Annotated in this window: 27 protein-coding genes; 15 read left to right on the plus strand and 12 right to left on the minus strand. The window is 70.5% G+C overall.

Features of this window, described 5'->3' with window-relative positions:
* The first annotated feature begins 23 nt into the window (after positions 1-23).
* Positions 24-1,850, plus strand: coding sequence for a translation elongation factor 4 (gene lepA / locus ACTWNK_RS12530; protein ID WP_474304081.1), 1,827 nt, complete (start codon positions 24-26; stop codon positions 1,848-1,850).
* Between the two features lie 5 nt (positions 1,851-1,855).
* Here the strand turns inward: lepA and ACTWNK_RS12535 are convergent, their stop codons facing one another.
* Positions 1,856-2,815 (minus strand): GlxA family transcriptional regulator, encoded by a 960-nt coding sequence (locus ACTWNK_RS12535; RefSeq protein WP_474304082.1) that lies wholly within the window; start codon positions 2,813-2,815, stop codon positions 1,856-1,858.
* A gap of 84 nt (positions 2,816-2,899) precedes the next feature.
* Here ACTWNK_RS12535 and ACTWNK_RS12540 point away from each other — a divergent pair, with 84 nt between their 5' ends.
* The gene (locus ACTWNK_RS12540) at positions 2,900-3,349 is read left to right on the plus strand and encodes a nuclear transport factor 2 family protein (RefSeq protein ID WP_474304083.1); all 450 of its coding nucleotides are present in this window, start codon (positions 2,900-2,902) and stop codon (positions 3,347-3,349) included.
* 301 nt (positions 3,350-3,650) lie between these two features.
* Here ACTWNK_RS12540 and ACTWNK_RS12545 read toward each other — a convergent pair whose 3' ends face one another.
* Complete coding sequence (locus ACTWNK_RS12545) at positions 3,651-4,907, minus strand: glycoside hydrolase family 18 protein (RefSeq protein WP_474304084.1); 1,257 nt, start codon at positions 4,905-4,907, stop codon at positions 3,651-3,653.
* A 142-nt stretch (positions 4,908-5,049) separates the two neighbouring features.
* Here ACTWNK_RS12545 and hemW point away from each other — a divergent pair, with 142 nt between their 5' ends.
* Positions 5,050-6,267, plus strand: coding sequence for a radical SAM family heme chaperone HemW (gene hemW / locus ACTWNK_RS12550; protein ID WP_474304085.1), 1,218 nt, complete (start codon positions 5,050-5,052; stop codon positions 6,265-6,267).
* A gap of 136 nt (positions 6,268-6,403) precedes the next feature.
* On the opposite strand, the gene ACTWNK_RS12555 is transcribed toward hemW, so the two are convergent.
* From ACTWNK_RS12555 to ACTWNK_RS12565, 3 genes are read right to left on the minus strand one after another with little or no spacing between them, the layout of a single operon-like run.
* Positions 6,404-7,084, minus strand: coding sequence for a DUF4870 domain-containing protein (locus ACTWNK_RS12555; RefSeq protein ID WP_474304086.1), 681 nt, complete (start codon positions 7,082-7,084; stop codon positions 6,404-6,406).
* Between the two features lie 33 nt (positions 7,085-7,117).
* Positions 7,118-7,936, minus strand: a complete 819-nt coding sequence (locus ACTWNK_RS12560) for a DUF3097 domain-containing protein (protein ID WP_474304087.1) — start codon at positions 7,934-7,936, stop codon at positions 7,118-7,120.
* Between the two features lie 24 nt (positions 7,937-7,960).
* Positions 7,961-8,821: a hypothetical protein gene (locus tag ACTWNK_RS12565; protein WP_474304088.1), complete on the minus strand. Its 861-nt coding sequence runs from the start codon at positions 8,819-8,821 to the stop codon at positions 7,961-7,963.
* A gap of 180 nt (positions 8,822-9,001) precedes the next feature.
* Here ACTWNK_RS12565 and hrcA point away from each other — a divergent pair, with 180 nt between their 5' ends.
* From hrcA to ACTWNK_RS12580, 3 genes are all read left to right on the plus strand, one after another.
* On the plus strand, positions 9,002-10,018 hold the full coding sequence (gene hrcA, locus ACTWNK_RS12570; RefSeq protein ID WP_474304089.1) for a heat-inducible transcriptional repressor HrcA: 1,017 nt from the start codon (positions 9,002-9,004) through the stop codon (positions 10,016-10,018).
* An 11-nt stretch (positions 10,019-10,029) separates the two neighbouring features.
* Positions 10,030-11,163 (plus strand): molecular chaperone DnaJ, encoded by a 1,134-nt coding sequence (gene dnaJ, locus ACTWNK_RS12575; RefSeq protein ID WP_474304090.1) that lies wholly within the window; start codon positions 10,030-10,032, stop codon positions 11,161-11,163.
* 100 nt (positions 11,164-11,263) lie between these two features.
* Complete coding sequence (locus tag ACTWNK_RS12580) at positions 11,264-12,001, plus strand: 16S rRNA (uracil(1498)-N(3))-methyltransferase (protein WP_474304091.1); 738 nt, start codon at positions 11,264-11,266, stop codon at positions 11,999-12,001.
* 27 nt (positions 12,002-12,028) lie between these two features.
* Here the strand turns inward: ACTWNK_RS12580 and ACTWNK_RS12585 are convergent, their stop codons facing one another.
* Together ACTWNK_RS12585 and ACTWNK_RS12590 are read right to left on the minus strand one after the other, a co-directional pair.
* Positions 12,029-12,658: a hypothetical protein gene (locus ACTWNK_RS12585; RefSeq protein WP_474304092.1), complete on the minus strand. Its 630-nt coding sequence runs from the start codon at positions 12,656-12,658 to the stop codon at positions 12,029-12,031.
* The gene (locus ACTWNK_RS12590; protein ID WP_474310899.1) at positions 12,655-13,134 is read right to left on the minus strand and encodes a SigE family RNA polymerase sigma factor; all 480 of its coding nucleotides are present in this window, start codon (positions 13,132-13,134) and stop codon (positions 12,655-12,657) included. Before ACTWNK_RS12590 ends, ACTWNK_RS12585 begins: the two co-directional genes overlap by 4 nt.
* A gap of 379 nt (positions 13,135-13,513) precedes the next feature.
* Here ACTWNK_RS12590 and ACTWNK_RS12595 point away from each other — a divergent pair, with 379 nt between their 5' ends.
* The 9 genes from ACTWNK_RS12595 to ACTWNK_RS12635 all read left to right on the plus strand — a co-directional run bounded on the left by ACTWNK_RS12595 (position 13,514) and on the right by ACTWNK_RS12635 (position 20,679).
* Positions 13,514-13,858: a histidine triad nucleotide-binding protein gene (locus ACTWNK_RS12595; protein WP_474304093.1), complete on the plus strand. Its 345-nt coding sequence runs from the start codon at positions 13,514-13,516 to the stop codon at positions 13,856-13,858.
* Between the two features lie 117 nt (positions 13,859-13,975).
* Positions 13,976-15,013, plus strand: a complete 1,038-nt coding sequence (locus ACTWNK_RS12600; protein WP_474304094.1) for a PhoH family protein — start codon at positions 13,976-13,978, stop codon at positions 15,011-15,013.
* Positions 15,010-15,486 (plus strand): rRNA maturation RNase YbeY, encoded by a 477-nt coding sequence (gene ybeY / locus ACTWNK_RS12605; protein WP_474304095.1) that lies wholly within the window; start codon positions 15,010-15,012, stop codon positions 15,484-15,486. Before ACTWNK_RS12600 ends, ybeY begins: the two co-directional genes overlap by 4 nt.
* Complete coding sequence (locus tag ACTWNK_RS12610) at positions 15,483-16,784, plus strand: hemolysin family protein (protein ID WP_474304096.1); 1,302 nt, start codon at positions 15,483-15,485, stop codon at positions 16,782-16,784. Before ybeY ends, ACTWNK_RS12610 begins: the two co-directional genes overlap by 4 nt.
* Positions 16,785-17,204: 420 nt before the next feature.
* A complete protein-coding gene (locus tag ACTWNK_RS12615; RefSeq protein ID WP_474304097.1) occupies positions 17,205-17,864 on the plus strand; it encodes a hypothetical protein in 660 nt (219 codons plus the stop codon).
* A gap of 55 nt (positions 17,865-17,919) precedes the next feature.
* On the plus strand, positions 17,920-18,252 hold the full coding sequence (locus ACTWNK_RS12620) for a cytidine deaminase (protein WP_474304098.1): 333 nt from the start codon (positions 17,920-17,922) through the stop codon (positions 18,250-18,252).
* A gap of 7 nt (positions 18,253-18,259) precedes the next feature.
* Complete coding sequence (locus tag ACTWNK_RS12625) at positions 18,260-18,739, plus strand: NUDIX domain-containing protein (protein WP_474304099.1); 480 nt, start codon at positions 18,260-18,262, stop codon at positions 18,737-18,739.
* Positions 18,740-18,788: 49 nt separating this feature from the next.
* Positions 18,789-19,709, plus strand: coding sequence for a GTPase Era (gene era, locus ACTWNK_RS12630; RefSeq protein WP_474304100.1), 921 nt, complete (start codon positions 18,789-18,791; stop codon positions 19,707-19,709).
* A 40-nt stretch (positions 19,710-19,749) separates the two neighbouring features.
* Complete coding sequence (locus ACTWNK_RS12635) at positions 19,750-20,679, plus strand: TAXI family TRAP transporter solute-binding subunit (RefSeq protein ID WP_474304101.1); 930 nt, start codon at positions 19,750-19,752, stop codon at positions 20,677-20,679.
* A gap of 41 nt (positions 20,680-20,720) precedes the next feature.
* Here ACTWNK_RS12635 and ACTWNK_RS12640 read toward each other — a convergent pair whose 3' ends face one another.
* The 5 genes from ACTWNK_RS12640 to ACTWNK_RS12660 form a co-directional block, all read right to left on the minus strand.
* Positions 20,721-22,073 (minus strand): sensor histidine kinase, encoded by a 1,353-nt coding sequence (locus tag ACTWNK_RS12640; protein ID WP_474304102.1) that lies wholly within the window; start codon positions 22,071-22,073, stop codon positions 20,721-20,723.
* Positions 22,070-22,735: a response regulator transcription factor gene (locus tag ACTWNK_RS12645; protein WP_474304103.1), complete on the minus strand. Its 666-nt coding sequence runs from the start codon at positions 22,733-22,735 to the stop codon at positions 22,070-22,072. Before ACTWNK_RS12645 ends, ACTWNK_RS12640 begins: the two co-directional genes overlap by 4 nt.
* Positions 22,736-22,744: 9 nt before the next feature.
* A complete protein-coding gene (locus ACTWNK_RS12650) occupies positions 22,745-24,055 on the minus strand; it encodes an MFS transporter (protein ID WP_474304104.1) in 1,311 nt (436 codons plus the stop codon).
* Between the two features lie 94 nt (positions 24,056-24,149).
* Positions 24,150-25,958 carry a serine/threonine protein kinase gene (locus ACTWNK_RS12655; protein WP_474304105.1) on the minus strand — a complete coding sequence of 603 codons (1,809 nt, stop codon included), beginning with the start codon at positions 25,956-25,958 and terminating at the stop codon, positions 24,150-24,152.
* 48 nt (positions 25,959-26,006) lie between these two features.
* Positions 26,007-26,966, minus strand: coding sequence for a GNAT family N-acetyltransferase (locus ACTWNK_RS12660; RefSeq protein WP_474304106.1), 960 nt, complete (start codon positions 26,964-26,966; stop codon positions 26,007-26,009).
* Between the last annotated feature and the right edge of the window lie 30 nt (positions 26,967-26,996).

Consider the following 26,996-nt stretch of genomic DNA (forward strand, 5'->3'; position numbering starts at 1 on the left):
CAATCCTGTCGAAACGGACTTCGGTGCGCACTCAGCCTGGCCAGACCGATCCTTCGGTGATCCGCAACTTCTGCATCATCGCGCATATCGACCACGGCAAGTCCACGCTTGCCGATCGGATGCTGCAGATCACCGGCGTGGTCGACGACCGGTCCATGCGCGCCCAGTATCTCGACCGGATGGACATCGAGCGCGAACGCGGCATCACGATCAAGTCGCAGGCCGTGCGGCTGCCGTGGGACGGCCATGTGCTCAACATGATCGACACGCCGGGTCACGTCGACTTCACCTACGAGGTCTCGCGCTCGCTGCAGGCGTGCGAGGGCGCGATCCTGCTGGTCGACGCCGCCCAGGGCATCGAGGCGCAGACGCTGGCCAACCTCTACCTGGCCATGAACAACGACCTCACGATCATCCCGGTGCTCAACAAGATCGACCTTCCGGCCGCCCAGCCGGAGAAGTTCGCCGACGAGATCGCGGGCCTCATCGGCTGCGACCCCGCCGACGTGCTCAAGGTCTCGGGCAAGACCGGTGTGGGCGTGCGGGAGCTGCTCGACCACGTCGTGGCGACCGTGCCCGCGCCCGTCGGCGTCGCCGACGCGCCCGCGCGTGCGCTGATCTTCGACTCGGTCTACGACACCTACCGGGGCGTCGTCACCTATGTCCGGGTCGTCGACGGTCATCTCGGCAAGCGCGAGCGCATCCTCATGATGTCGACCGGCGCCACGCACGAGACGCTGGAGATCGGCGTCATCTCGCCCGAGCCCAAGGTCGCCGACAAGGGGCTCGGCGTGGGCGAGGTCGGCTATCTGATCACCGGCGTGAAGGACGTGCGCCAGTCGCGGGTGGGCGACACCGTCACCTCCAGCGTGAAGCCGGCCCCCGAGGCGCTGGCCGGATACGACCATCCCAAGCCGATGGTGTTCTCCGGCCTCTACCCGATCGACGGCGACGAGTACCCCGAGCTGCGCGAGGCCCTGGACAAGCTCCAGCTCAACGACGCGGCCCTCATCTACGAGCCGGAGACCTCGGCCGCGCTCGGCTTCGGCTTCCGCGTCGGCTTCCTCGGCCTGCTGCACATGGAGATCGTCAGGGAGCGACTTGAGCGTGAGTTCGGCCTGTCGCTGATCTCCACCGCGCCCAACGTGATCTACCGGGTCGTCATGGAGGACGGCAAGGAGCTCACCGTCACCAATCCGTCGGAGTTCCCGTCCGGCAAGATCGACAAGGTCTTCGAGCCGGTCACCAAATCGACGATCCTGGCGCCCGCCGAGTTCATCGGCGCGATCATGGAGATCTGCCAGGGCAGGCGCGGGCAGTTGCTCGGCATGGACTACCTGTCGGAGGACCGGGTCGAGATCCGCTACACGCTGCCGCTCGGCGAGATCATCTTCGACTTCTTCGACCAGCTCAAGTCGCGCACGCGGGGCTACGCCTCGCTCGACTACGAGCCGTCGGGGGAGCTGGAGTCCGAGCTGGTCAAGGTGGACATCCTGCTCCAGGGCGAGGCCGTCGACGCCTTCTCCGCCATCGTGCACAAGGACAAGGCCTATGCCTACGGCGTGGAGATGGCCAAGAAGCTGCGCGAGCTGATCCCCAGGCAGCAGTTCGAGGTGCCGATCCAGGCCGCGATCGGCGCCAGGGTCATCGCACGCGAGAACATCAGGGCCATCCGCAAGGACGTCCTGGCCAAGTGCTACGGCGGCGACATCTCGCGTAAGCGCAAGCTGCTGGAGAAGCAGAAGGAAGGCAAGAAGCGGATGAAGATGGTGGGCCGCGTCGAGGTCCCCCAGGAGGCCTTCGTCGCCGCCCTCTCCACCGACTCCAGTGCGGACAAGACCAAGAAGTAACCCGCTCAGCCCTCCCGGGCCGTGCGGAAGCGGGCGCGGTAGGCCGACGGCGTGACGCCGAGGTGGCGGACGAAGGCGCGGCGCAGGGACTCGTCGCTGCCGAGCCCGGAGCGCCAGGCCGCCTCGGTGACGCCCGCGCCCTGCGCCAGCAGGGTCTTGGCCGCCTCCACCCGCACCTGTTCGACGTACGCGCCCGGCGTGCTGCCGATCCGCTCGCCGAACAGCCGGGTCAGATGCCTGACGCTCAGTCCGCCGCGTGCGGCCATGGCGGGCAGGGAGTGGTCGGCGGCCGGATCGGCGGCCACCGCGTCGAGCAGGACGCGCAGCCCGTCGTGCCGTGGGCTCGGCGTGCGCGAGGCCACGGAGAACTGCGACTGCCCGCCCGGCCGCCGCAGGAACACCACCAGGTCGCGGGCCACCTCCCTGGCCAGGTCCGCCCCCTCGTCCGCCTCCACCATCGCCAGGCTCAGGTCGATGCCGGCGCTCACCCCCGCCGAGGTGAGCACGTGCCCGTCGCGCACGTAGATGGCGTCGGGTTCGACGCGCACCGAAGGATGCAGGGCCGCCAGCGCCGCCGCGTGCCGCCAGTGCGTGGTCGCGCGCCTGCCGTCGAGCAGGCCGGTCCGCGCCAGTGCGAACGCGCCCGTGCACACCGACGCCACCCTCGCCTTCCCCCGTGCCGCCTCCGACACCGCGGGCACGAGCGCGTCGTCGTCGGCCATGCGCGGCAGCCTGGGCGAGCCCGGCACGATCAGCGTGTGCGCCTCCTCCAGGTCGGCCACCGACCCCGCCACCTCGATCCGCAGCCCGGCAGCCGTCGTCACCGCCGCGCCCGTCGGCGAGTACACCGCCACCTCGTAGGGCCCGCCGAGCGACGCCGCCGTGCTGAACACCTCCAAGGGCGCGCTCACGTCCAGCAACCGCACACCGTCGTAGCCGAGCACCGCGATCCGCCTCGTCGTCATGCGGTCCAGCCTATGGCCGAATCTGTGGGATGTACGGCCTGATGGCCATGGAGGCGGATGTCCGCCGGCGGCAGGCTTGTCACCATGAACACGAACATCACGCCCTTCACCCTGCACAGCGCCAAGGCCAAGGTCCAGGCGGCCGAGAACGCATGGAACACGCGAGATCCGCAACGGGTCGCGCAGGCCTACTCCCTGGACTCGGTCTGGCGCAACCGGGATCGTCTGGTCACCGGCCGGGCCGAGATCGAGGCGTTCCTCACCGAGAAGTGGCAGCGGGAGGCCGACTACGCCCTGCGCAAGGAGCTGTGGGCCTTCGGCGACGACAGGATCGCGGTCCGCTTCCAGTACGAATGGCGTGACGCGCAGGGGGAGGGCGGCTGGTGGCGCAGCTACGGCAACGAGCTGTGGGAGTTCGACGCCGACGGCCTGATGCGCAGGCGCGAGGCGAGCATCAACGACGTGTCCATCGACGTGACCGACCGCCGCATCTTCGGGCCGCGCACGCAGGAGGAGACGCTCCCGCTGTGGTAGCGGGCCGGGCCCTGGCGGAGGAACGCCAAAGCCCTGCGCGTGGGCGCGGGCACACGCAGGGCTTGTCTTGGGTGTCCTGCCGCCCGCGACCGAAGGGCCGCGGGCTTGGAAACGCGGGGGGCGGAGAGAACCCAGTGCCTCCGCCCCCCGCGTGTCTGGGGGTCCGCCGACCGGGGCTGGGGGGTGAGGCCCCGGGCGGCGGAGGTGGCCGGGTCGCGACAACCCGGCCACGGTGTCCGGCGGCGGCGGGAGCGCACCGGACTGGTCCGTCAGGCGCGAGAGGCGCCGGTCGTGCGGCCCGCTAGCGCAGGATGCGCCAGAGGGCGGTGGTGAGGGAGGCCTTGTTGTCGTCCTGGTCGATGGACCACATCATGGAGCCGCCGAGACCCTTGACGCGGACGTACAGGGCCTTCGCGCTGACGGTCGTCGGGTCGTCGTAGGACCAGAACTCGTTGCCGTCGTAGATCCAGTTGGTGCCCGAGAGAATGTCGCGGTAGCGCTTGCCGGGCTTGTTGACGAGGTCCTTGTAGTCCTCGGCGCCTGCCGCCCACTTGCCGGGGGCGGGGCCGGTGGCCGGACGGTAGAGGCCGTCGCCGCCCTTGACGCCGGTCCAGCCCTGGCCGTACGCGGGGACGCCGACGACGAGCTTGCGGGCGGGCGCGCCGCGCTTCAGGTAGTCGCGCACCGTCTGGTCGAGGCTGTAGCGCACCGGGTTGGGGTCACGCCTGTCGGTGAACAGGTTGCCGTTGTGCCCGGTCTGCTTCTCCCACGTGCCGTGCAGGTCGTAGCCCTGGACGGTGGCGAAGTCGAAGTGCTTGAACAGCTTGCTGACCTCGAAGCCGGCGTCGATCTTGGCGGCGGCGGCGGGCAGGTAGGCCGTCAGCTCGTTCTTGCGCGAGTGCGCGTTCATCTGGGAGCGGAGCTCGGCGACGAAGGCGGTGAAGTTCTGCTTGTCCTCGGGCCTGATGACGTTGCCGTCGTTGCCGGAGGAGCCGGGCCACTCCCAGTCGAGGTCGATGCCGTCGAACACACCCGCGCCCGCGCCGGGCGCGGCGCCGGGCAGGTTGCCCTTGAGCCAAAGGTCGATGCAGGAGGCGGCGAGCTTGGAGCGTCCCTCGGCGGTGAGCACCGCGTCGGAGAACCACTTCGAGCCGCTCCAGCCGCCCAGGGAGATGAGGACCTTGAGGTTCTTGTGCTTGGCCTTGAGCTTCTTCAGCTGGTTCATGTTGCCGCTGATCGGCTGGTCGGCCACGTCCTCCTTGCCGTCAACGCTCTGGTCGGCGGGGACCGGGCGCTGCCAATCGGCCCACGGGTCGGAGGAGTAGCAGTTACCCTCGGCGTTGACGAAGCCGAACGCGTAGTTGATGTGGGTCAGCTTCGCCGCGGCGCCGCTCACGTCCATGTCCTTGACGTGGTAGTTGCGGCCGTAGATGCCCCACTGGATGAAGTAGGCCACACGCTTGAAGCCGTGGCCGCCGGTGGACTGCTGCGCCTCGGCGGGCACCGCGACGGCCGTGAGGCCGACGGCGAGGGAGATTGCTAAGAGAACCTTTTTCACGGGCTGCTCCCAGGGGGGTACTTATAGGAAACTTTCCTTTAAGTTTCACCGGATGCTAAGGCCGGTCGATCGGCCCGTCAATGGCTAACGGGCATGCGTCCGCACGGTCGGCGCATCACCGCTGGAACGGCAGACTTGAGGGGTGCCATCCACCCTTCCCGACGGCGAGCGGGCCCCAGAATCCGGCGAGTTGCCCGCCGCCTCCACGGCCGGTCTCGGCGAGCGGCCGTTCGGCTTCTATGTCCACGTGCCGTTCTGCGTGACCCGCTGCGGCTACTGCGACTTCAACACCTACACCGCCTCCGAGCTCGGCCCCGGCGCCTCGCACCGCGACTACGCCGACACCGCCATCGAGGAGGTACGGCTGGCGCGACGCGTGCTCGGCGAGCGGGAGCTCCCGGTGCGGACGGTGTTCTTCGGCGGCGGCACCCCGACCCTGCTGCCCGCGGCCGACCTGACCAGGATCCTCGCGGCCATCGACGAGGAGTTCGGTCTCGCGCCGGGCGCCGAGGTCACGACGGAGGCCAATCCCGAGTCGGTCGACCCCGCCTACCTCGCGCACCTGCGCGCCGGAGGGTTCAACCGGGTCAGCTTCGGCATGCAGAGCGCGCGCGAACACGTCCTGAAGGTCCTCGACAGGCACCACACGCCCGGCCGCGCCGCCCAGGCCGTGGCCGAGGCGAAGGCGGCGGGCTTCGAGCACGTCAACCTCGACCTGATCTACAGCACGCCCGGCGAGAGCGACGACGACTGGCGCGCCTCCCTGGCCGCGGCGATCGCGGCCGGGCCCGACCACGTCTCCGCGTACTCCCTCATCGTCGAGGACGGCACCAGGCTGGCGGCCAGGATCAGGCGCGGTGAGCTGCCGATGCCCGACGACGACGTCGCGGCCGATCGCTACCTCATCGCCGAGCGGATGCTGAGCGAGGCCGGGTTCGAGTGGTACGAGGTGTCCAACTGGGCCACGTCGGAGGCCGGGCGCTGCCGCCACAACCTGTTGTACTGGACGGGCGGCGACTGGTGGGCCGTCGGGCCCGGCGCGCACAGCCATGTCGGCGGCACCCGCTGGTGGAACGTCAAGCATCCGGCCGCCTACGCCCAGCGCATGGCCGCGGGCCTCTCGCCCGCCCACGCGCGCGAGGTGCTGTCGGAGCAGGACAGGCAGGTCGAACGGCTGATGCTGGAGGTCAGGCTGATCTCCGGCTATCCGCTGGCCGACGTGGCGCCGGAGGCGCGCACCGCCGTCGCGTCGGCGCTGGCCAAGGGCCTGCTGCAGGTCGAGCCGTTCAAGGCCGGGCGCATCGTGCTCACGCTCGAAGGCCGCCTGCTGGCCGACGCGCTCATCCGCGACCTGACCTAGACACGCGAAACCTGGACACGCGAAACCTGGACACGCGAAACCTGGACACGCGAAACCTGGACACGCGAAACCTGGACACGCGAAACCTGGACACGCGAAGGCCCCCTCGGCCGAGGGGGCCTTCGCGTGGTGGCGCTCAGCTGACGAAGCGGAAGTTGATCGGGTAGCGGTAGTTCGCGCCCTTGTTGGCGGCGACCGCAGCCATGATCATGAAAATCAGCGAGCCGATCCACACGATCGGGAAGAGGATCATGCCGATCAGCACGAACGACAGCAGGAAGGAGACCATGTACGCGATGAAGAGCGTGATCTGGAAGTTCAGCGCCTCGGCCGACTGGTCGCGCACATAGGGCGACTCGTCCTTCTTCACCAAGTACAGCACCAGCGGGCCGACGAACGAGGTCAGCAGGCCCAGCAGGTGGGCGAGCATCGCCATCATCGTGTCGTCGCTGCCCGGCCTGGGCCCGTACCTGCCGGGCACGTGCGGCTGGCCGTACCCGGCGGGCTGTGCGCCGTAGCCGGGAGGCTGCTGGTAACCGGGCTGGCTGTAGCCCTGCTGGCCGTATCCGGGCTGGCCGTATCCGGGCTGGCTGTAACCCTGCTGACCGTAGCCCTGCTGGCCGTAACCGGGGGCGCTCGGGGGCTGCTGGCTGTAGCCGGGGGGAGGCGGGTAGGCCTGCTGGCCGTAGGAGGGGGCGCTGGGGGGCTGCTGGCCGTAGGCGTAGGGCTGCTGCGGGCCGCTCTGCTGGTACGGGGGCGGCGCCTGGCGAGTGGCGTCGTCGTCCGGGATGTCGGGGCGATCCTGGCTCTCGCTCATGGCTGTGCTCCTAAATACGAGGTCACTTCGAGGCTATCCCGCTTCGTCCGGGGTTGTGACGAAGTCAATGAGTTCTTCCACCCGGCCCAGCAGCTCAGGCTCCAGGTCCGAGTACGTCGACACCGAGCCGAGAATGCGCCGCCACGCCTGCGCGGGCTCCATCCGCCAGCCGAGCGCCGCGAGCACGCCCTCCTTCCACGGCACCCCGCGCGGAACGTCCGGCCAGGCCGCGATCCGCAGCACCGAAGGCTTCACCGCCTGCCACACGTCGATGTACGGATGCCCGGCGACGAGCACGTACGGGGAGGTGACACGGGCGGCGATCCTGCTCTCCTTGGAGCCGGTCACCAGATGGTCGACCAGCACGCCGAGCCTGCGTCCGGGGCCGGGCTCGAACTCCTCGACGATGGCGGGCAGGTCGTCGACCCCTTCGAGGTACTCCACGACCACGCCTTCGACCCTGAGGTCGTGGCCCCAGATCTTCTCCACCAGGGCGGCGTCGTGCACACCTTCGACGTAGATGCGGCTCTCCCTGGCCACCCTGGCCCGATGGCCCTCGACCACGGTCGAGCCCGACGCGCTGCGCCTGGCCCCGGCGGGCGCTGGCGCCGCCGGGCGTACCAGCGTCACCACCTTGCCCTCCAGCAGGAAGGCGGCGGGCTCCAGCGGGAACAACCGCCGTCGCCCGAACCTGTCCTCCAGCGTCACCGCGGCCTTGTCACAGGCCACCACGGCGCCGCAGAAGCCGCTGTCGGCGTCCTCGACGACGAGATCGGGCTCGGCGGGCACCTGCGGGATCTGGCCACGCTTCGGTCGCCGCCAGTCGCCGGCGAGAACGTCACGGTCGTACATAACCGGGCACGCTAGCAAACCGGCTTACAACCGGCCTGCAAGCCGCTTGCGCGCGTTGTTGCGCCTGACCACGATCACGATGTTGAGCACGATCGCGAACACGATGCCGGCCAGCGGGATCGCGAACAGGGCGATCGTGCCGCCGACCAGGCCGCCCGCCGCCGTCGCCGCGAGCTCGCGGCCCATGCCGAACCGCGTGTCGCCCTGCTCCTGGGTGACGCACGTGACCTGGTACTCGCCCTTGCTCGGCACGCCGACGCGAAGGATCATCTCCCAGGTGTCGCCGTTGAGGGACACGGTCTGGTCGGTGGTGGTGTTCTCCAGTTCGCCCTTGTCGATGCGGCACTCGTAGTGCACGACCGAGCTGCTGCTCAGGTAGAGCGCCGGGCTGTCGGCCGGGTCGAGCGTGAGTGTGACCGTCTCGCCCGAGGCGAACGTCCTGGTCGGCGCCGCTCCGCTGACCGAGCTGACCAGACCGGTGACGAAGCCGACGATGCCCAGGATCACGCAGACGACCGCGACGCCCCACCCGACCGCGATCCACCAGGCGGCCGGCTTGACCTTGGGGGCCGGGGCCCCGCCGTAGGGGTTGTGGCCGAACTGCGGCGCGCCGTACGGAGGCTGCTGGCCGTATTGCGGCTGACCGTAAGGGCCCTGCTGGTAGGCGCCCTGCTGCTGGTAGGGGCCCTGCTGGCCGTAGCCGGGCGCGCTCGGGGGCTGCTGGCCGTACTGCGGGGCGCCGAACTGGGGCTGCTGCTGCGGGGGAGGGGCGTAGCCGGGCTGGCCGTACGGCTGGCCCTGGGGGGCGCCGGGGGCCGGGTTCTCACCCGAGGATGGAGGGAAGCGGCGGGTGGAGTCGTCCACCGGCTGAGAATCGTCGGTCATGGGCAAATTGTGCTGCCTGGGGCTTGTGGCTGGATAGCAGGTGACTTATCGCCTACGGGTTCCGTGTTATCGCACCTTGTGGGCGAGAGCCGTACACTTGGCACTCGGGAACACAGAGTGCTAGGGCAGGCGTTTTCCCAGGACCTGAAGTTCCCGGCGTCTAGGCAAGGAGGTGGGCACGTGCTCGACGATCGCAAGCTTGCGGTGCTCCGGGCCATTGTCGAGGACTACGTCTCCACCAACGAGCCGGTCGGGTCCAAGGCACTGGCCGAGCGCCACAACCTGAACGTCTCCCCGGCCACCGTGCGCAACGACATGGCCGCGCTGGAGGAGCAGGGCTACATCGCCCAGCCGCACACCAGCGCGGGGCGCGTGCCGACCGACAAGGGCTACCGGCTCTTCGTCGACAGGCTCTCGCAGGTCAAGCCGCTGTCGGGGGCCGAGCGCCGGGCCATCGAGACCTTCCTGGCCGGTGCGGTCGACCTCGACGACGTGGTGATGCGCACGGTGCGGCTGCTCGCGCAGCTCACCCGCCAGGTCGCCGTCGTGCAGTACCCCGCGCTGACGCACTCCACGGTCAGGCACGTCGAGCTGGTGCCGCTGACCGAGCGCAGGCTGATGTTCGTCCTGATCACCAACACGGGACGGGTCGAGCAGCGGGTGGTCGAGCTCTACGAGAGTTTCGACGAGTCGCGCATCGCCCATCTGCGGGCCATGCTCAACACCTGCCTCGACGGGTGTGCGCTGAGCGGTGTGCCCGAGGTGATCGCCGACCTGCCCGAGCGTCTTCCCGCCGCCGACAGGCCGGTCGCGGCGACGGTGCTCTCGGTGTTGCTGGAGACCCTGGTCGACCGGCACGACGAGAAGATCGTTTTCGCCGGTGCGGCCAATCTCGCGGGGGCCGACTTCACCACCGGGCTCCGCGACGTGCTGGAGGCGCTGGAGGAGCAGGTCGTGCTGATGCGCCTGCTCGGCGAGACCTCCGACGCGCCGTCCGCGCTCACCGTGCGGATCGGCTCGGAAAACCCCTACACCGGTCTACGCGGCACGTCCATCGTCGCGACCGGATACGGTTCAGGCGACAAGCAACTGGCACGTCTCGGCGTGCTGGGGCCGACGCGGATGGACTACCCCGTGACGATGGGCGCCGTGCGCGCAGTGGCACGCTACGTCAGCCAGATCCTGGCTGCTTCATAAGAGGGCGATAAGTGGCAAACAGCGACTACTACGGCACCCTCGGGGTGCGTCGTGACGCCAGTCCGGACGACATCAAGAAGGCGTACCGGCGACTGGCTCGCGAGCTGCACCCCGATGTGAACCCCGACCCTGCGACCCAGGAGCGGTTCAAGGAGATCACCCAGGCCTACGAGGTCCTGTCCGATCCCAGCAAGCGGCAGATGTACGACATGGGCGGCGACCCCTTCGGCGGCTCCGGTGCGGGCGCGGGAGGATTCGGTGCGGGCTTCCCCTTCAGCGACATCATGGACGCCTTCTTCGGCGCGGCCGGTGGCACCAGGGGCCCGCGTTCCAGGGCCAGGCGAGGCCGCAACAACACGATCAGGCTCGAACTCGACCTGAACGAGACCGCTTTCGGCTGCACGCGTGAGCTCCAGGTCGACACGGCCGTGACCTGCGAGGTCTGCCAGGGCGTCGGAGCCGCCGCGGGCACCCACCCCGACACCTGCGACATGTGTCAGGGCCGGGGCGAGATCCAGCAGGTCACCCGGTCCTTCCTGGGCCAGGTCATGACCTCGCGCCCCTGCCCCCAGTGCAACGGCTTCGGCTCGATCATCCGTCACCCCTGCCTGGAGTGCTCGGGCGAGGGCCGGGTGCGCACCCGTCGCACGATCAAGGTCCGCATCCCCGCGGGCGTCGAGGACGGCACCCACATCCAGCTCGCGGGCGAGGGCGAGGTCGGCCCCGGCGGCGGACCGCCCGGCGACCTGTTCCTTGAGATCGTCGAACGCCCGCACGAGATCTTCGAGCGCCGTGGCGACGACCTGCACTGCACGGTCCAGATCCCGATGACCGCCGCCGCGCTCGGCACCATCCTCACCGTCGAGACCCTCGACGGCTCCGAGGAGATCGACGTGCGTCCCGGCACCCAGTCCGGCCAGGTCATCTCCATGTACGGCCGGGGCGTGCAGCGCCTCACCGACACCAGCAGGGGCGACCTGCTGATCCACGTCAATGTGGAGACGCCCGCGCGCCTGGACGCCGAGCAGGAGGAGCTGCTGCGCCAGCTGTCGGTGCTGCGCGGCGAGGAGCGCCCGCCCGGCAAGTTCGCACCCGGGCAGCAGGGCTTCTTCTCGCGCCTCAGAGACGCCTTCAACGGGCGCTGAGTACCTTTCGATCCATGGGTGACGCCCCTGCCGGGTGGGCGGGGGAGTCGCCCATCGTCGTTTCTTCGTGGTTGTCGCATCGGGTCTGGTGGGGGTCGGCGTGAGCGTTCCTGTGTTTCTGGCCGAGCGGGCGCAGTTCGCGTCCGAGGTGTTCGTCCTGGGCGGGCCCGAGGGCAGGCACGCCGCCGCCGTACGCCGGATGCGGGCGGGCGAGCGGCTCGACGTGACCGACGGGGCGGGAGCGGTCGCCGAGTGCGTGGTGCGCACGGCGGCCAAGGACGGGCTGGAGCTGGAGGTCGTCGGCAGGCGTGAGGTGGCGCCGCCGTCGCCCCGGCTGGTGGTGGTCCAGGGGCTGCCCAAGGGCGAGCGTGGCGAGCTCGCGGTGGAGATGATGACCGAGGTGGGCGTCGACGCCGTCGTGCCCTGGTCGGCCTCGCGCTGCGTCACCCAGTGGAAGGGCGAGCGCGCGGCCAGGTCGCTGGCCAAGTGGCGTGCCGCCGCGCGTGAGGCCGGTAAGCAGGCCAGGCGCTTTCACGCCCTGCACGTGTACGAACCGGCGAGCACCGCCCAGGTGGCGACCCTGCTCAAGGGCGCCGGGCTCGGCCTCGTCCTGCACGAGGAGGCGAGCACGGGCCTGTCGGGCGTGCCGCTGCCCGGCCCCGGACAGGGCGACGTCGTGCTCGTCGTGGGGCCCGAGGGAGGCATCGCCGACGACGAGCTCACCGCGTTCGCCTCGGCCGGAGGCGTGGCGACGCTGCTGGGCGACACGGTCCTGCGCACGTCGACGGCGGGTGTGGCGGCGGCGGCCGTACTGCTGGCGCGCACCGGGCGCTGGTAGGCCCGGTCCGGCGGTGCGGCGGCGGGGTCAGCCGCCGGTCAGGATCGGGGTGGCGATCTCCGAGGGGTCGGGGGTCGGGTCCTCGGCCGGGCACTCGTCGGCGGGGCAGCCGCCGCGCGGGTCGACCAGGGACTCCGAAGGCGTGGGCGTCGGGGCGGCCGGGCACTCGGGGGCGAGCGGCGGATCGGGCTCGATCTGCGGCAGCTCGTCCGTCGGGCAGGACGGCGTGGGCTTGGGCGTCGGCTTGGGCGCGGGACGGGTCGTGGACTCGCTGGTCGCGCCCGGCTCGGGAGCCTTGCTCGTCTGCAGGGGCGCCACGATCGCCGGGTCGCTCGGCTTGGGCGCCTGCCTGCTGGGAGGCGGCGGCTTGTGCGTGGCCGACTTCTCCTTGGGCGTCTCGGAGGTGCCTTGGTCGGCGGGTGCGATCCTGACGATGTTCTCGCGCAGTTGCGGGACGGCCATCACGATCGTGGCCGCGACGACTACCGCACCGGCGGCCGCTGCGGCGGCCCGCCACCAAAACAACCCCCGCAGGCCGCGACGCTCGATGCGGGCGCGGATGATCCCCAGCCCTTCGGGAGAGGGCACAACCGCGTCCGCCTCCGCGCGGAGCACACGGCGCAGGATGTCGCCGTGCTCGTCAGAGGGATAGGTCATGAGATCTTCTCCAGTACGGAACGCAGTGCGGCCATCCCCCGTGCGGTATGGCTCTTGACTGCGCCCTTGCTGATCCCCATCGCGTTGGCGATCTCCGCCTCGGACAGGTCACCGTAGTAACGAAGGACGAGGGCCTCTCTCTGGCGCGTCGGCAGGGTCCTGAGCGCCTCGATGACGGCCGAGCGCTCGAGCTCGCCGATGGCGCCGTTCTCGGCGCTCGGGGCGTCAGGAAGGCCCTTGGGTGCGTACTTCTCGACTACCGCGCGGTGACGCAGCACGGAACGAGACCGGTTGACGACAGATTGCCGCAGGTAGGCCAGTGCTTTGTCGGGGTCGCGAAGCCGACGCCAGGCGCCATGGATGGCGACGAACGCGTCTTGCACGACTTCCTCCGCAGTTGCTATGTCACGTACTAGCAACACAGCGAGACGCACCAATGACCGAAAGTGCGCACTGTAAAGCGCAGTAACAGCCATATCGGCGTCCCACCCGACTTGCACCGCCCCCAGCGACCTGTCGGCCAGAAGGGTTTCGGTGGTCACATCAGTGGGACGCGTAGCCTTGCCAGAGGGTTTACGCTCTTCCGGTTCCTTAGGGGGCATGACCCAGTCGTGTCCTCGCCAGGTGGCCTCGCCCGACCCTGAGTTGTCTGGTTTTTCGGTGAAGTGTCGCACACACACCCTAACCGGGGGGATCTTTGCTTGCATCTGAGGATGCATTACCGATTGGCAACATGGTCCTTGATACGCGGAATGTTTGAGTGCTGTCTTACATGCCGTCTCTTTGGCGGGGTTTGAGGTCATGGAGAGAGGCGGGAGATGGAGGCGGCGAACGCCGTCCCGATAGGGTGCCCGGGTGACCGACTGTCTCTTCTGCAGGATCGTGGCCAAGGAGATCCCGGCCGACATCGTCCACGAGACCGACCGGGTTCTCGCCTTTCGCGACATCAACCCGCAGGCGCCCACGCATGTGCTCGTGATACCCAAGGCGCACCACGCCGACGCGGCGGCGCTCGCGGCGGCCGACGACGGCCTGGCCGACGCCGTGCTCAAGGCCGCGCACGCCGTGGCCGAGCTCGACGGTGTGGCGGGCGGCGGCTACCGGATCGTGTTCAACACCGGCGAAGGGGCGGGGCAGACCGTCTTCCACGTGCACGCCCACGTGCTCGGCGGACGCTCGCTGACCTGGCCTCCCGGCTGAGTCCCGGGCGCGGTGGGCGCGGCCGATATCCAGAGGAGTTGTGTCGGTCGGCCCGGCTACCATGGACGCAGGAAGACCTCAAGACGAGACCGGAGGCATCAGGCCCCAGGCCTGCCCATGTCCGAGCCACACGATTCCCGCCGCACCGCACCGCCTTCGCGTACCCAGGCCAAGGTGGTCATCCCGGACGGATACCCGATGGTCACCCTCCTCGGCTCGCGTGACGAGTTGCTGAAGGTGATCGAGAGCGCCTATCGCGCCGACATCCACGTCCGTGGCAACGAGATCACCATCACCGGCAGCCCCGAGGAGAGCAGCGCCGTCGTGCGCGTCTTCGAGGAGCTGGTCGAGCTGCTCGGCAACGGCACCGAGCTGAGCCCCGACTCCGTCGAGCGGGTCATCGCGATGCTTCGCATGGCCTCCGACCGGCCCGCCGAGGTGCTCTCCCTCGACATCGTCTCCTCGCGGGGACGCACGATCCGGCCCAAGACGGCCAACCAGAAGCGCTATGTCGACGCGATCGACAAGCACACCATCGTCTTCGGCATCGGCCCGGCCGGCACCGGCAAGACGTATCTGGCCATGGCCAAGGCGGTGCGCGCCCTGCAGAACAAGGACGTCAACCGCATCATCCTGACGCGTCCGGCCGTGGAGGCGGGCGAGCGTCTCGGCTTCCTGCCGGGCACGCTCTACGAGAAGATCGACCCCTATCTGCGCCCGCTCTACGACGCGCTGCACGACATGGTCGACCCCGACTCGATACCCAAGCTGACCGCGGCGGGCACGATCGAGGTGGCCCCGCTGGCCTACATGCGAGGGCGCACGCTCAACGACGCCTTCATCATCCTCGACGAGGCGCAGAACACCTCGCCCGAGCAGATGAAGATGTTCCTGACCAGGCTCGGCTTCAACTCCAAGATCGTCGTGACCGGCGACGTGACCCAGATCGACCTGCCGAGCGGCACCCAGAGCGGCCTGCGCGTCGTCCAGGACATCCTCGAAGGCATCCCCGACATCCACTTCTCCCAGCTGACCAGCGCCGACGTCGTGCGGCACCGCCTGGTCGGCGACATCGTCGACGCCTACGGGCGCTTCGACGCCCAGCAGGAGCTGGAGCCCAAGCCGATCAGGCGAGGCACCGGAGGCCGCCGATGAGCGTCGAAGTGGCCAACGAGTCGGGCGTCGCGGTCGACGAGGCCATGCTGGCCGAGCTCGCCACGTTCGTGCTCGGCGAGATGGGCATCAACCCGCTCGCCGAGATGTCGATCCTGGTGGTCGACGAGGAGGCGATGGCGGACCTGCACGAGAAGTGGATGGGCGAGCCCGGCCCCACCGACGTGCTGGCCTTCCCCATGGACGAGATCAGGCCGGGAGGCGGCGCGCGGGGCGAGTCCGACGCGCCCGCCGACCCCGCCCTGGTCGGCGACGTCGTGCTCTGTCCCGCCGTCGCCGCCCGCCAGGCCAAGGAGGCGGGCCACAGCACCCAGGACGAGCTCGAACTGCTCTGCACCCACGGCATCCTGCACCTGCTCGGCTACGACCATGCCGAGCCCGAGGAGCACAAGGAGATGTTCGGGCTGCAGGGCGAGCTGCTCAAGGCGTGGCAGGAGGTGCGCACCCAGCGGTGAGTCCCTGGTTGCCCTCGGCCGTCGTCCTCGTGGTGATCGGCGGCCTGATCGCTAGTGCGGAGACCGCTCTCACGCGCATCTCCAGGGTGCGCGCCGAGGAGTTCGCCCGCGAGGGCAGACGCGGCGCCCGGCACCTGCAGCTCATCGTCGCCGACCCGCCCCGCTACCTCAACCTGCTGCTCCTGCTCAGGCTGACCTGCGAGCTGGTCGCCACGGTGATCGCCACCCTGCTCTTCATCGACCTGCTGGGCGACCAGGGCTGGGCCTATGCCGCAGCCGCGGGCGTCATGGTCGTGGTGAGCTATGTCATCGTCGGCGTCTCGCCGCGTACCCTCGGCCGTCAGCACGCCGAGCCCATCGCCCTGGCCAGCGCGCCCGTCGTCTACGGGCTGACCCGTATCTTCGGGCCGCTGCCCAAGCTGCTCATCCTGCTCGGCAATGCCGTGACGCCGGGCAAGGGTTTCCGCGAAGGGCCCTTCACCTCGGAGGCCGAGCTGCGCGACCTGGTCGACCTGGCCGAGGAACGCAGGGTGATCGAGCCGGACGAGCGGGAGATGATCCACTCGGTGTTCGAGCTCGGCGACACGCTCGTGCGCGAGGTCATGGTGCCGCGCACCGACATGGTCTTCATCGAGCGCGGCAAGACGCTGGAGCAGGCGCTCTCGCTGGCCCTGCGCAGCGGCTTCTCCCGTATCCCCGTGGTCGGCGAGAACGAGGACGACGTCATCGGCATCGCCTACCTCAAGGACATCGTGCTGCGCGCCCAGGACTCGGGCGAGGACGGCATGGGCGCCCGCGTCGACTCGCTCATGCGCCCGGCGACCTACGTGCCGGAGAGCAAGCCGATCGACCAGCTCCTGCGCGAGATGCAGGCCCGCCAGATCCACCAGGCGATCGTCATCGACGAGTACGGCGGCACCGCCGGTCTGGTCACGATCGAGGACGTCCTCGAGGAGATCGTCGGAGAGATCGCCGACGAGTACGACCAGGAGGCGCCGCGCGTCGAATGGCAGGGCGACGGCTCGGTCAGGGTGACAGCGAGGATGCCGGTGAGCGAGCTCGGCGAGCTGTTCGACCTGGAGATCGAGGTCGACGACGTCGAGACCGTCGGCGGCCTGCTGGCCCACGCGCTCGGCCGGGTGCCGATCGCCGGGTCGACGGCCGTGGTCCAGGGCCTGTCCCTCACGGCCGAGAGCCTGGCCGGACGGCGCAACCGGATCAGCACGGTCGTGGTGCGCAGGGTGACCCCGCCGAGGGCCGAGTCCGACGAGGAACCGATAGCCGCAGACCAGGACTGATCACTCCATGTGCTGCAATTGCCACTCGATTGGCGAAAAGCCGCGAATCACGCAAGCGTTCTACAAGTGCTTTGCAAGCGGGTCCGTGCATCCTTGAGACATGGCACCCGGTGCGGTGGGTGCCACCGAAGAAGTCACCCGATCGCCGGGAGGGGTTCGCGGCGAAAGGGTGACGGCTTGGGGGGGAAGCGGCGTCCGATCTGCTAGCCGATCGTGGCGTTGCTTGACTTCAGGGCTCGCGTTTACCGGGTGTTTTGCCCGGCGACGCGGGCCCTAAGTGCTTTCTGGGGTTCTCTCGAACTCTTAGCGCTTTCTGTCACTGATGTGTCGTCTTAACGGACTATTGGCGACTGTGGTGGATTGCCGTATTCGGTGGCCGGGCAGGTACGTCATCGGCGTGAGCGATCATCGGGGGAGATCATGACGCGCGGACTGCGGACCATCGGCCTGGCTCTGGCCACGATGTTGCTCGCCGGCAACCTGGCCGGATGCGGCTCGGGCGAGAGCGGATTCGCCGACGCCGGCGCGAGCGCGGAACTCGTGGCGCTGCGCGGCATCCTCAAGGCCAGGCCCGCCCTGCCCGACGGCTTCTCGCTGCGGGCGCGTGACGCCTGGACGGCGCCTTTCAAGCCGGCGGGCAAGGACTGCAGGGCGCTGCTCGACCCCGCCACCGGCCATCCGCCCCTGCGCGCCCTCCAGGCGACGGCGGCGGCCAGCTACCAGGGCGACGTGCTCGGCGAGGTCGCCGCGGTCGGCCTGGCCACCTACTCGGGCGAGGAGGCGGCCTGGCACCTTGAAGACCTGGGCAAGGCGATGGCCAAGTGCGTCTCGGCAGGCACCGGCGCGCCCGGCGCGAGCACGGAGTTCACGGTGAGCGACCTGGCCGTGCAGGGCGTGGGCGAGCAGGCCGTGGGACGACGCCTCCGGGGCCGGCTCAACGGGTATCCGTACGAGGTGAACGTCATCCTGGCCCGTACGGGGGACCGGCTGGTGTCCGTCGTGCACACGGGGCTGGCCAAGGCGGACCCGGCCCGGACGCAGGCGCTGGCCAGGAGCGTGGTGGGCGAGGCCTCCTCCTGAGGCCGTGCCCCGGCTCGGGTGATTCTCCGGCTGGGCGGAGCCGTAGGCTTGGGGGGTGACTGAGACTGCGGCGCTCGACCCCGAGGACAACAAGATCATTGTGCTGGCCCGTTCGGCCAGGGCGCGCAACGGCGCCGAGCAGGGTGCGGCCGTGCGTGACGAGACCGGGCGCACCTACGCCGCCACGAATGTGGCACTCGACTCGCTCACCCTGTCGGCCGTGCAGGTCGCCGTGGCCACCGCGGTCTCCAGCGGTGCGCGATCGCTGGAGGCGGCGGCGCTGGTCGTGGCCGACGGAGGGCCGAGCGAGGCGGACACGGCGGTGGTGCGCGAGCTCGGGGCCAAGGAGCTGTTCGTGGCCGGTCCCGACGGCGTGCTGCGCGGCTGACATGCCCATGTCGCCCTACCTCGCCGACCTGCGCACCATCGTCGGCGACGCGCTGCTGCTCCTGCCCGCCGTCACCGGATGCGTCTTCGACGCCGAAGGCAGGCTGCTCATCGCCAAGCACGCCGACGGGGGCGGCTGGGCCCCGCCGGGCGGCGGCATCGACCCGGACGAACGCCCGATCGACGCGGTCGTGCGCGAACTCCAGGAGGAGGTCGGCCTCGACGTGACCGTCGAAGGGCTGATCGGCGCCTACGGCGGGCCGGAGTTCAGGACCGTCTACCCCAACGGCCATCGGGTCGCCTATGTCAACACCGTCTACGCCTGCACGGTCGGCGGCGGCGCACTCACCCCGGACGCGGTCGAGATCACCGATGCGCGCTTCGTGCACGAGGCCGAGATCGGCGACTTCAGCATGCCGTCGTGGACGCCGCACGTGCTGCCGGACGCGTTCGCCTGGCAGCGCGCCCACCTGGCGGACCGGGCGTGAGGGGGTGGCGTGGCCCGAGCGCAGGCCCGGATGGGTCACAATTTAAGACGTGACTTCGCCAGACAGTGATCAGCCTGCCCACCGCGCCGGATTCGCCTGCTTCGTGGGTCGGCCCAACGTAGGCAAGTCCACGCTCATGAACGCCCTGGTCGGCACGAAGGTGGCCATCACCTCGTCCAAGCCGCAGACCACCCGCCGGGTGATCCGCGGCATCGTGCACCGGCCCGACGCCCAGCTCATCATCGTCGACACGCCGGGCCTGCACCGCCCGCGCACCCTGCTCGGGGAGCGGCTCGACAGCCTGGTGCTGTCGACGCTCACCGAGGTCGACGTGATCGGCTTCTGCGTGCCCGCCAACGAGGCCATCGGCAAGGGCGACAGGTTCATCGCCGAGAAGCTCGCCGCCGTGAAGAAGACGCCGGTCGTCGCCGTCGTCACCAAGACCGACCTGGCCTCGCGTGAGCAGATCGCCGAGCAGCTTCTCGCGGTCTCGCAGATCGCGGAGTTCGCGGCCATCGTCCCGGTCTCGGCGCAGGCGGGCGACCAGCTCGACGTCGTACGCGACCTGCTCATCGAGCACCTGCCGATCTCGCCTCCGCTCTACGAGGGCGGGCAGCTCACCGACGAGCCCGAGCAGGTGCTGGTCGGCGAGCTGATCAGGGAGGCGTCGCTGGAGGGCGTGCGGGACGAGCTGCCGCACTCGATCGCGGTCGTCGTCGACGAGATGCTGCCGAGGGAGGGGCGCGACGACCTGCTGGACATCTACGCGCACATGTTCGTCGAGCGGCCCTCGCAGAAGGCGATCATCATCGGGCACAAGGGCGAGCGGCTGCGTGACGTCGGCACCCGTGCGCGCAAGCAGATCGAGGCCCTGCTCGGCACCCGGGTCTATCTCGACCTGCGCGTGAGTGTGGCCAAGGACTGGCAACGCGACCCCAAGCAGCTACGCCGCCTGGGCTTCTACGACTGATCGACGCCTGCCGCCTCCGATGCGGGGCTAGCCTGGTGGGGTGGTGGTGACCCGCAGGGTGGTGCTGGGTGCGGCGGTCGTGCTCGCCGGGTGTGCGGCGGCGCCCTACGCGGGGCCCGAGTTGCGGCTGGCCACCGGGCCGCCGGGCGGGCCCTACGGGATTCTCGGGGAACGGCTGGCCGCCGAGCTGCGCAGGGGCGGGCTGCCCGTGCGGGCGCGCGCCACGGCCGCGAGTGTCGAGAACCTGACCATGCTCGCCGACGGCCGGGCCGACCTGGCCTTCGCCCTGGCCGACAGCGCCGCAGACGCCGTCGCGGGCGCGGGCCCCTTCCGCGGGCCGCAGCCGGTCGCGGCCCTGGCCAGGATGTACCTCAACTACGTTCACCTGCTCACGCCGGCGACCTCGTCCCTGCGCACGCCCGCCGACCTGGCCGGGCACGCGGTCTCGGTCGGCGCCGAAGGATCGGGTACGGCACGCACGGCCGAACGGGTGCTCACCGCCGCCGGGCTCGCCGAGCCGATCGTCACGCATCGGCTGGGGCTCGACCCGTCGATCAAGGCACTGGTGTCCGGGCGGGTGGCGGCGTTCTTCTGGTCGGGCGGCGTGCCCACTCCGGCCGTGGCCGCCCTGGCCCGGCGCACCGCCGTACGCCTGGTGCCGCTGGGTGACCTGGTGGGGCCACTGCGCCGGGCGCACGGTCCCGTGTACGAGAGCGCGTCGACCCCCGTCGGCGCGTACGGCCAGAGCGCCCAGGTGGCGACGATCGGCACGCCGAGCTACCTGGTGTGCCGTGCCGCGCTGCCCGCCGACGTCGCCGGGCGCGTCACCGAGGTCCTCTTCGAGAGCCGCGACCGCCTGGAGGCCCCCGACGCCCCCGGCAGCAGACTCGACCGGCGCTACGCCATCGGCACCGGCACCGTCCCCTTGCACCCGGGCGCGGCCGAGTACTACCGAGGGGTGTACGGCTAGACCCGACTCCACGAGCGGACCCTGTGCTGCGGAAAGCCCGGCTACCCCCGAGGCAGCCTCAACACGACGGTCAGCCCGCGAGGCCGTCCCGCCTCAAGTGCGAGCGACCCCCCGCACGCCTCGGCCAGTGAGGCGGCGATGGCCAGCCCGAGCCCGCTGCCCGGGATGTTGTGATGCCCCGCCGAGCGCCAGAACCGGCCGAGCGCCGACGAAAGGTCGGGTTCGGGCAGGCCGGGCCCGTCGTCGGCGATGCGCAGGACGGCCTCGCCCGCCTCCTCGGTGAGCGAGAGCGCCACCGTCCCGCCGTACGGTACGAACTTGTGTGCGTTGTCCAGGGCGATGTCGGCGATCCTGGCCACGGCGTCGGGCACGGCACGTGCGGGCAGGACGGCGGGCAGCGACTCCCGCAGGGTGAGGCCCTGGGCGGTGTAGACCTCGTGCCAGCCGTCGAGCCGTGGCATGAGCTCGGCGACCAGGTCGACGTCGCCCGTCGCCGCGCCCGCCTCCACCCTGGCCAGGGCCAGCAGATCGGCCACCAGTCCGGCGAGCCTGTCGACCTCGGCCAGCGCCTCGGCGTGCTCGGCCCCGCCGCCGGGCACGAGGTGTGGCTCCAGGTTCTCCAGCCGCAGGGACAGGACGGCGAGCGGTGTGCCCAGTTCGTGCGAGGCGTCGGCGACGAAGGCGCGTTGCCGTTCCATCGCGCCGGAGACGGCGTCGGCCATCGCGTTGAAGCGTTGTTCGAGCCGCCGCAGCTCGGACGGCCCGCCGTCGCCCTCGCGCGCACGCGCGTCCATCCGGCCGGAGGCGATCGCCGTCGTGGTGCGGTCGAGTTCGGTCACCGGACGCAGGATCCAGTGCGCCAGCCGCCTGGCCGCCACCACCGCGCAGCCCAGCGCGGCCGAGGCGCCGAGTGCCAGCGCCGCCCACACCAGCGCCACGTCGGTGCGCGCGGCCGAGGTCGGCGCCGACAGCAGGACGGCCCCGGTGATCTGCGCGTCCTGCCCGGCGGGCTCGGCGACGAGAACCTGCGAGGGGCCAAGGGGAGTGATCGCGGGCAGGTCCTCGGTCACCCGGCCGGACAGCGCCAGCCGCGTCGCCTGCTCGTCGGGCAGGAGCGGCCCGGCCTGGGCCAGGACCCGGCCGTCACGTGAGCGCACGCGTACGCCCGCACGGTACAGCCAGGCGTAGCGTGCGACCTCGGCGGCGAGGCCGGTCCCGTCGCCGTCGTGCACGGCCTGGTCGGCCAGCTCGGCGAACCTGGTGGCGTCGGCCCGCCGGTCCAGCAGCAGCCGGTTGCCCCGATGCTGGGCGTAGAAGGCGCCGAGCGGCACCGCGAGCGCCGCCACCAGGAAGAAGATCAGCGTCGTGAACGTGACGACCAGCCTGGCCCTCACGGCGGCGAGCCGAGCCGGTAGCCGGTGCCGCGCAGCGTCTCGACCAGCCAGGGCCTGCCGGTCTTGGCCCTGATCCCGGCCACGTGCACGTCCAGCGAGCGCGAGGCCGACAGCAGCGTGTCGCCCCACACCTTGGACAGGATCTCCGCACGCGTGCGCACCATGCCGGGCTCGCGCGCCACCAGGGCGAGCACGTCGAACTCGCGCCTGGTCAGCACGACGACGGCATCGGCGACCAGGACCTGCCTGGCGCCGAGGTCGATGCACACGTCCCCGGTCTCGACCGTGCGCCCGATCGCGGGCATCGGCCGGGTGCCGCGACGGACGACGGCCTCCATCCTGGCCATGAGCTCGGCCGTGCGGAACGGTTTGACCAGGTAGTCGTCGGCGCCCGAGCGCAGGCCGCGCAGCACGTCACGCTCCTGGCGGCGCAGGGTGACCACGATGAGCGGCACCGCCGACACCTCGCGAACCCGGCGCAGCGCCTCCAGGCCGTCCATGTCGGGCAGGCCCAGGTCGAGCAGGATGAGGTCGACGTATCCGGCCAGCCGCATGGCGTCGATCCCGAGACCGGTGCGCTCCACGCGGTGGCCGTGCCGCGTCAGGGCGGTCGTCAGGGCAGCGGCGAGCTTGTCGTCGTTCTCGACCAGCAGAACACGCATGGCGTCAGGCTAGACGTCGGCCGTGACGGGCGCAGCGCTCTGCTCGGTTCGCGACAGCGGCAGGTCCCGCGTCTCGCGCATGGTCAGGTACACCACCAGCGACACCGCCCCACATCCTGCGACATACCAATAGAAGCCGGACTCCACTCCCGCGTCCTTGAACCACAGCGCGACGTACTCGGCCGTCCCGCCGAACAACGCATTGGCGATCGCGTACGGCAGCGCCACGCCGAGCGCCCTGACCTGGGTGGGGAACAGCTCGGCCTTGACCACCGCATTGATCGACGTATAGCCGGTAATGATCACCAGCCCGGCCAGCGACAGCACCAGCGCCCCCCAGAACCCGTCGACCCCCGACAACGCGGTCATCAGCGGCACCGTGCCCAGCGTGGACCCGATGCCGAACGCGATGAGCAGCGGCCTTCGCCCGATCCGGTCCGACAGCGCTCCGGCCAGCGGCTGCAGGAACACGAACACCAGCAGCGCGCAGAAGCTGACCAGCGTCGCCGTCTGCCTGGGCAGGCCAGCGGTGTTGGACAGGTACTTGGTGAGATAGGTGGTGTAGGTGTAGTAGGCCACGGTGCCGCCCATGGTCAGGGCGATGACCAGGGCGAACTCCCGCCTGTGCCGCAGCAGCTCCCGCAGCGTGCCGCGTTCGCGCCCTTCGCCGCCCTCGCCGTACACCTCGGTCTCCAGCAGGTTGCGCCGCAGCCAGAACACCACGGCCGCGCCGACGGCCCCGACGAGGAAGGGGATGCGCCAGCCGTAGGAGTGCAGGGCCTGCTCCGACATCGTGCGCTGCAGCACGATCTGCAGGCCGAGGCCGAGAAGTTGGCCGAGTGTCATCGAGACGTACTGGAAGCTGGAGGCCAGGCCGCGCCTGCCCGGTGGGGTGGCCTCGGTCAGGTACGTGGCGCTGGCGGCGTACTCACCGCCGACCGACAGGCCCTGCAGCAGCCTGGCCACCAGCAGGACGGCCGCGCCGAGATAGCCGACGCTGTCGTAGGTGGGTGCGATCGCGATGAGCAGCGCGCTGGCCGACATCAGCGTCACGGTGAAGGTGAGCGCCGCCTTGCGCCCGCGCCTGTCGGCGTAGCGGCCGAGCAGCCAGCCGCCGACCGGTCGCATGAAGAAGCCGACCGCGAAGATCCCGGCCGTGTTGAGCAGTTGGGCGGTGGCGTCCCCTTCGGGGAAGAACGAGGCGGCGAAGTAGGTGGCGAAGCTCGCATAGACGAACCAGTCAAACCACTCGACCAGATTGCCGACAGAGCCGCCGAGCACGGCCTTCCACGGCATGCGCGCGGGAGCGGGTGCAGTCACGGTGAGACCTCCTGGGGGACGGGCGCAGCCGCAGCCTTTCCGCAGGAGAGGGGAGCGGCAAGGGCGGGCCCGGGAGATCTAACGCGCGCTTAACCTACTTCACCTCGAAGGAGTCGAACCTGACCTTCAGCCCGCCCTGGTCGGGCCACGAGTAGGTGTGCACGCCGACCGGCCCGTAGGCGATCGTGCGCTTGGCGTCGGTGCGCTTGACGACCGTCTTGCCGTTGACCTTGAGCGTCAGCTTGACCGACTTCTCGCCGCCCTTGCAGCTGGCCTGGAGCGTGGTCCAGCTTCCCGGGTCGAACCCGGAGACCGGAATGTGCTCGGGGTGGTCCTTGAGGCCGCTGTAGACCTTGGTGATGTAGGCGTTGCCGTTGCTGGTCAGGGAGAACTCGTAGCGCTTGGAGCTGTCGCCCTGGCCTCTGCAGAAGACGCCGTAGTTGCCCGTGCCCTCGTCGAACCTGACCTTGGTGGTGATCGTGACGTCGCCCGTCTCGTAGGGGAGGGGCGCGAGGACCGGTTCGTAGACGTCGGCGTCGCTGGTGACCTTCAGATGCCCACCGGAGATCTTGAAGGAGCCGTCGGCCCACTTCGGCGCCTTCCAGCCGCGCTTGGCCTTGGCGAAGTTGTCGCGGAAGGGCAGGCCGGTCTCGGCCTTCTCCTCCTCCTGCGGCTGGAGCTCCTGGGGCTGGCGGGTGGTCGCGGTGTCGGCCAGCTTGGCGACCGGGGTGGCCTGCCGTACGACGGGGCTCGTGCTCGCCGTCGGGGGCGGGGTCGGGTCGGGGGTGACCTCGCGTAAGGCCAGGTCGGCGGCCACGACGGCGGTGCTCAGGCTGGGCGCGGGCACGGAGGCGCTGGCGGCGAGCATCGCGGGCGGCGGCGGTGGCTCCTGGCCGAGCAGCACGTAGGTGCCCGCGCCGAGCGTGGCCACGACCGACGCCGCCACCGCGACCGGCAGCACGAGCGCCCTGCGGCCACGCCGGGGCGCGACGGCGACGGGCTCGGGAGCACGATCGGGTACGGCGACGGCCGGATCGGCGTAGTAGAAGGGCAGCTGGCCGGGCTGGGAGTCGTCGCCGTCACGCCAGACGTAGACCGGCCTGGGGGCGGGCGTTGCCTCGGCGCCGGTCAGCTCCCGCAGGATCTCCTCGACGGACGGCCGCTCGCCCGGCTCCTTGGCCAGGGCTCTTCCCACCAGGTCACGCAGTGCGCCCTGCATGCCGCTGAGGTCCGGCTCGCCGTGCACGAGACGGTAGACCACCTCGGCGACGTTCCCCCGGCCGAACGGCGGCGAGCCCGTCGCGGCGTACAGGACGACGCCGCCCCAGGAGAAGACGTCGGAGGCGGCGGTGACGGGCAGGCCCTGCGCCTGCTCGGGCGACATGTAGGCGGGCGTGCCGGTGACCACGTTCGTGACGATGCCCGACTGGTCGGCCAGCTGGGCGATCCCGAAGTCGATCACCTTGGGCCCCAGCGCGCCGAGCAGGATGTTGGACGGCTTGAGGTCGCGGTGCACGATCCCGGCCGCATGGACGGCCTGCAGCGCGACGGCCATGGACACGGCCAGCCCGTCCAGTCCCGACCCGGTCAGCGGGCCGCCCTCCTCCACGCGGGTGCGCAGGTCGGGCCCCTCGATGTACTCGGTGACGAGATAGGCGTGCTCGCCGTCGAGGTCGGCGTCCAGCAGCGGCGCGGTGCAGAACCTCGCCACCCGGTGCGCCGCGTCGACCTCGCGGTGGAATCGCCGGGCGAATCCGGCCTCCTGGGCCAGGGCCCGATGGATCACCTTGACCGCGACCTCGTGACCGTCCCTGTCGGTGGCCAGGTAGACGGTCCCCATACCGCCTTCACCGAGCCGCCTGACGATGCTGTAGGGCCCCACCTGCTGCAGCGCGTCGGACATGCTTCCCAACCCATCATGATCGAGTAATCGGGATCATATCGGACAGAACTAAACAGTGCGTTGCCACTGCTCCCATTCGTCGAGCGGCTCGAAGCCCATCCGCTCGTTGACCGCGATCATGTGTGTGTTGGACGCGGCGTTCCAGGTGAGGACGCGGGTGACGCCCGGGTGGTGGGCGAGCGTCCACTCCAGATTGGCCAGCTTCAGCGCCAGGCCGAGACCGTGGCCGCGATGGCCCTGGGTGACCGCCGTGTCGGCCTGCAGACCCCAGTGGCCTTCGGCCGTCGGGTCGACCACCATGCGGGTGTACCCGGCCGCCTGCCCGTCGGCGACCCTGCGGGCCAGGGTGATGTAGGTGCCCAGGCCGATCGCCGCGCCCGCCGCGTCCGCGGTCTCGATCCTGGAGGGGTCCCACTGCCTGTCCTCGACGCCCTCCTGCTGCGGCGCGTCGTTCATGGCGCCGGTGAGCGCGGCCAGGTCGCCCAGCACCCCAGGTGGAGTACGGCCGGCCCAGCGCTCCAGCGTGTAGCCGGGCGCCACGTCGGCGGCGGGCAGGGGAGAGGGCACCTGGAGCACCCGTCTGGCCTCACGCAGGGTGGGCTTGAAGCCGTGCTTCGGGGCGAAGTGCGATCCGCTGCCCGTCGTGTCGGTCTCGACCATGAGCAGCCGCCTGCCGTCGGCCCGCAACCGGTCGACCGCATGGGCGAGCAGCCCGCCGCCCAGACCGCGCCGCCCCTCGGCCGGATGCACGACCAGCGGGCGCAGCTCGGCGGTGTGGGTGTTGTCCGCCTGCGGGAACGACAGCCCGTAGCCGCCCACGACCCGCCCCGCGGCGCGCGTCACCCACAGCTCCTGCCTGGTGCCGCCGAAGCCGTGCGTCAGCAGCCCGGAGAAGTACGGCAGCGACAGCAGCGGGCCGGGATCGCTCGCATTGGCCGCGACGTACACCTCGTGCAGTGCGGCGACGAGCTCGGCTGGGTGGTCGAGATCGACCTGCTCGATGTCCATGACGTCAGGCAATCACCCCGTGCAACCGGT

This window comes from Nonomuraea sp. IBHARD001 (assembly GCF_056106265.1).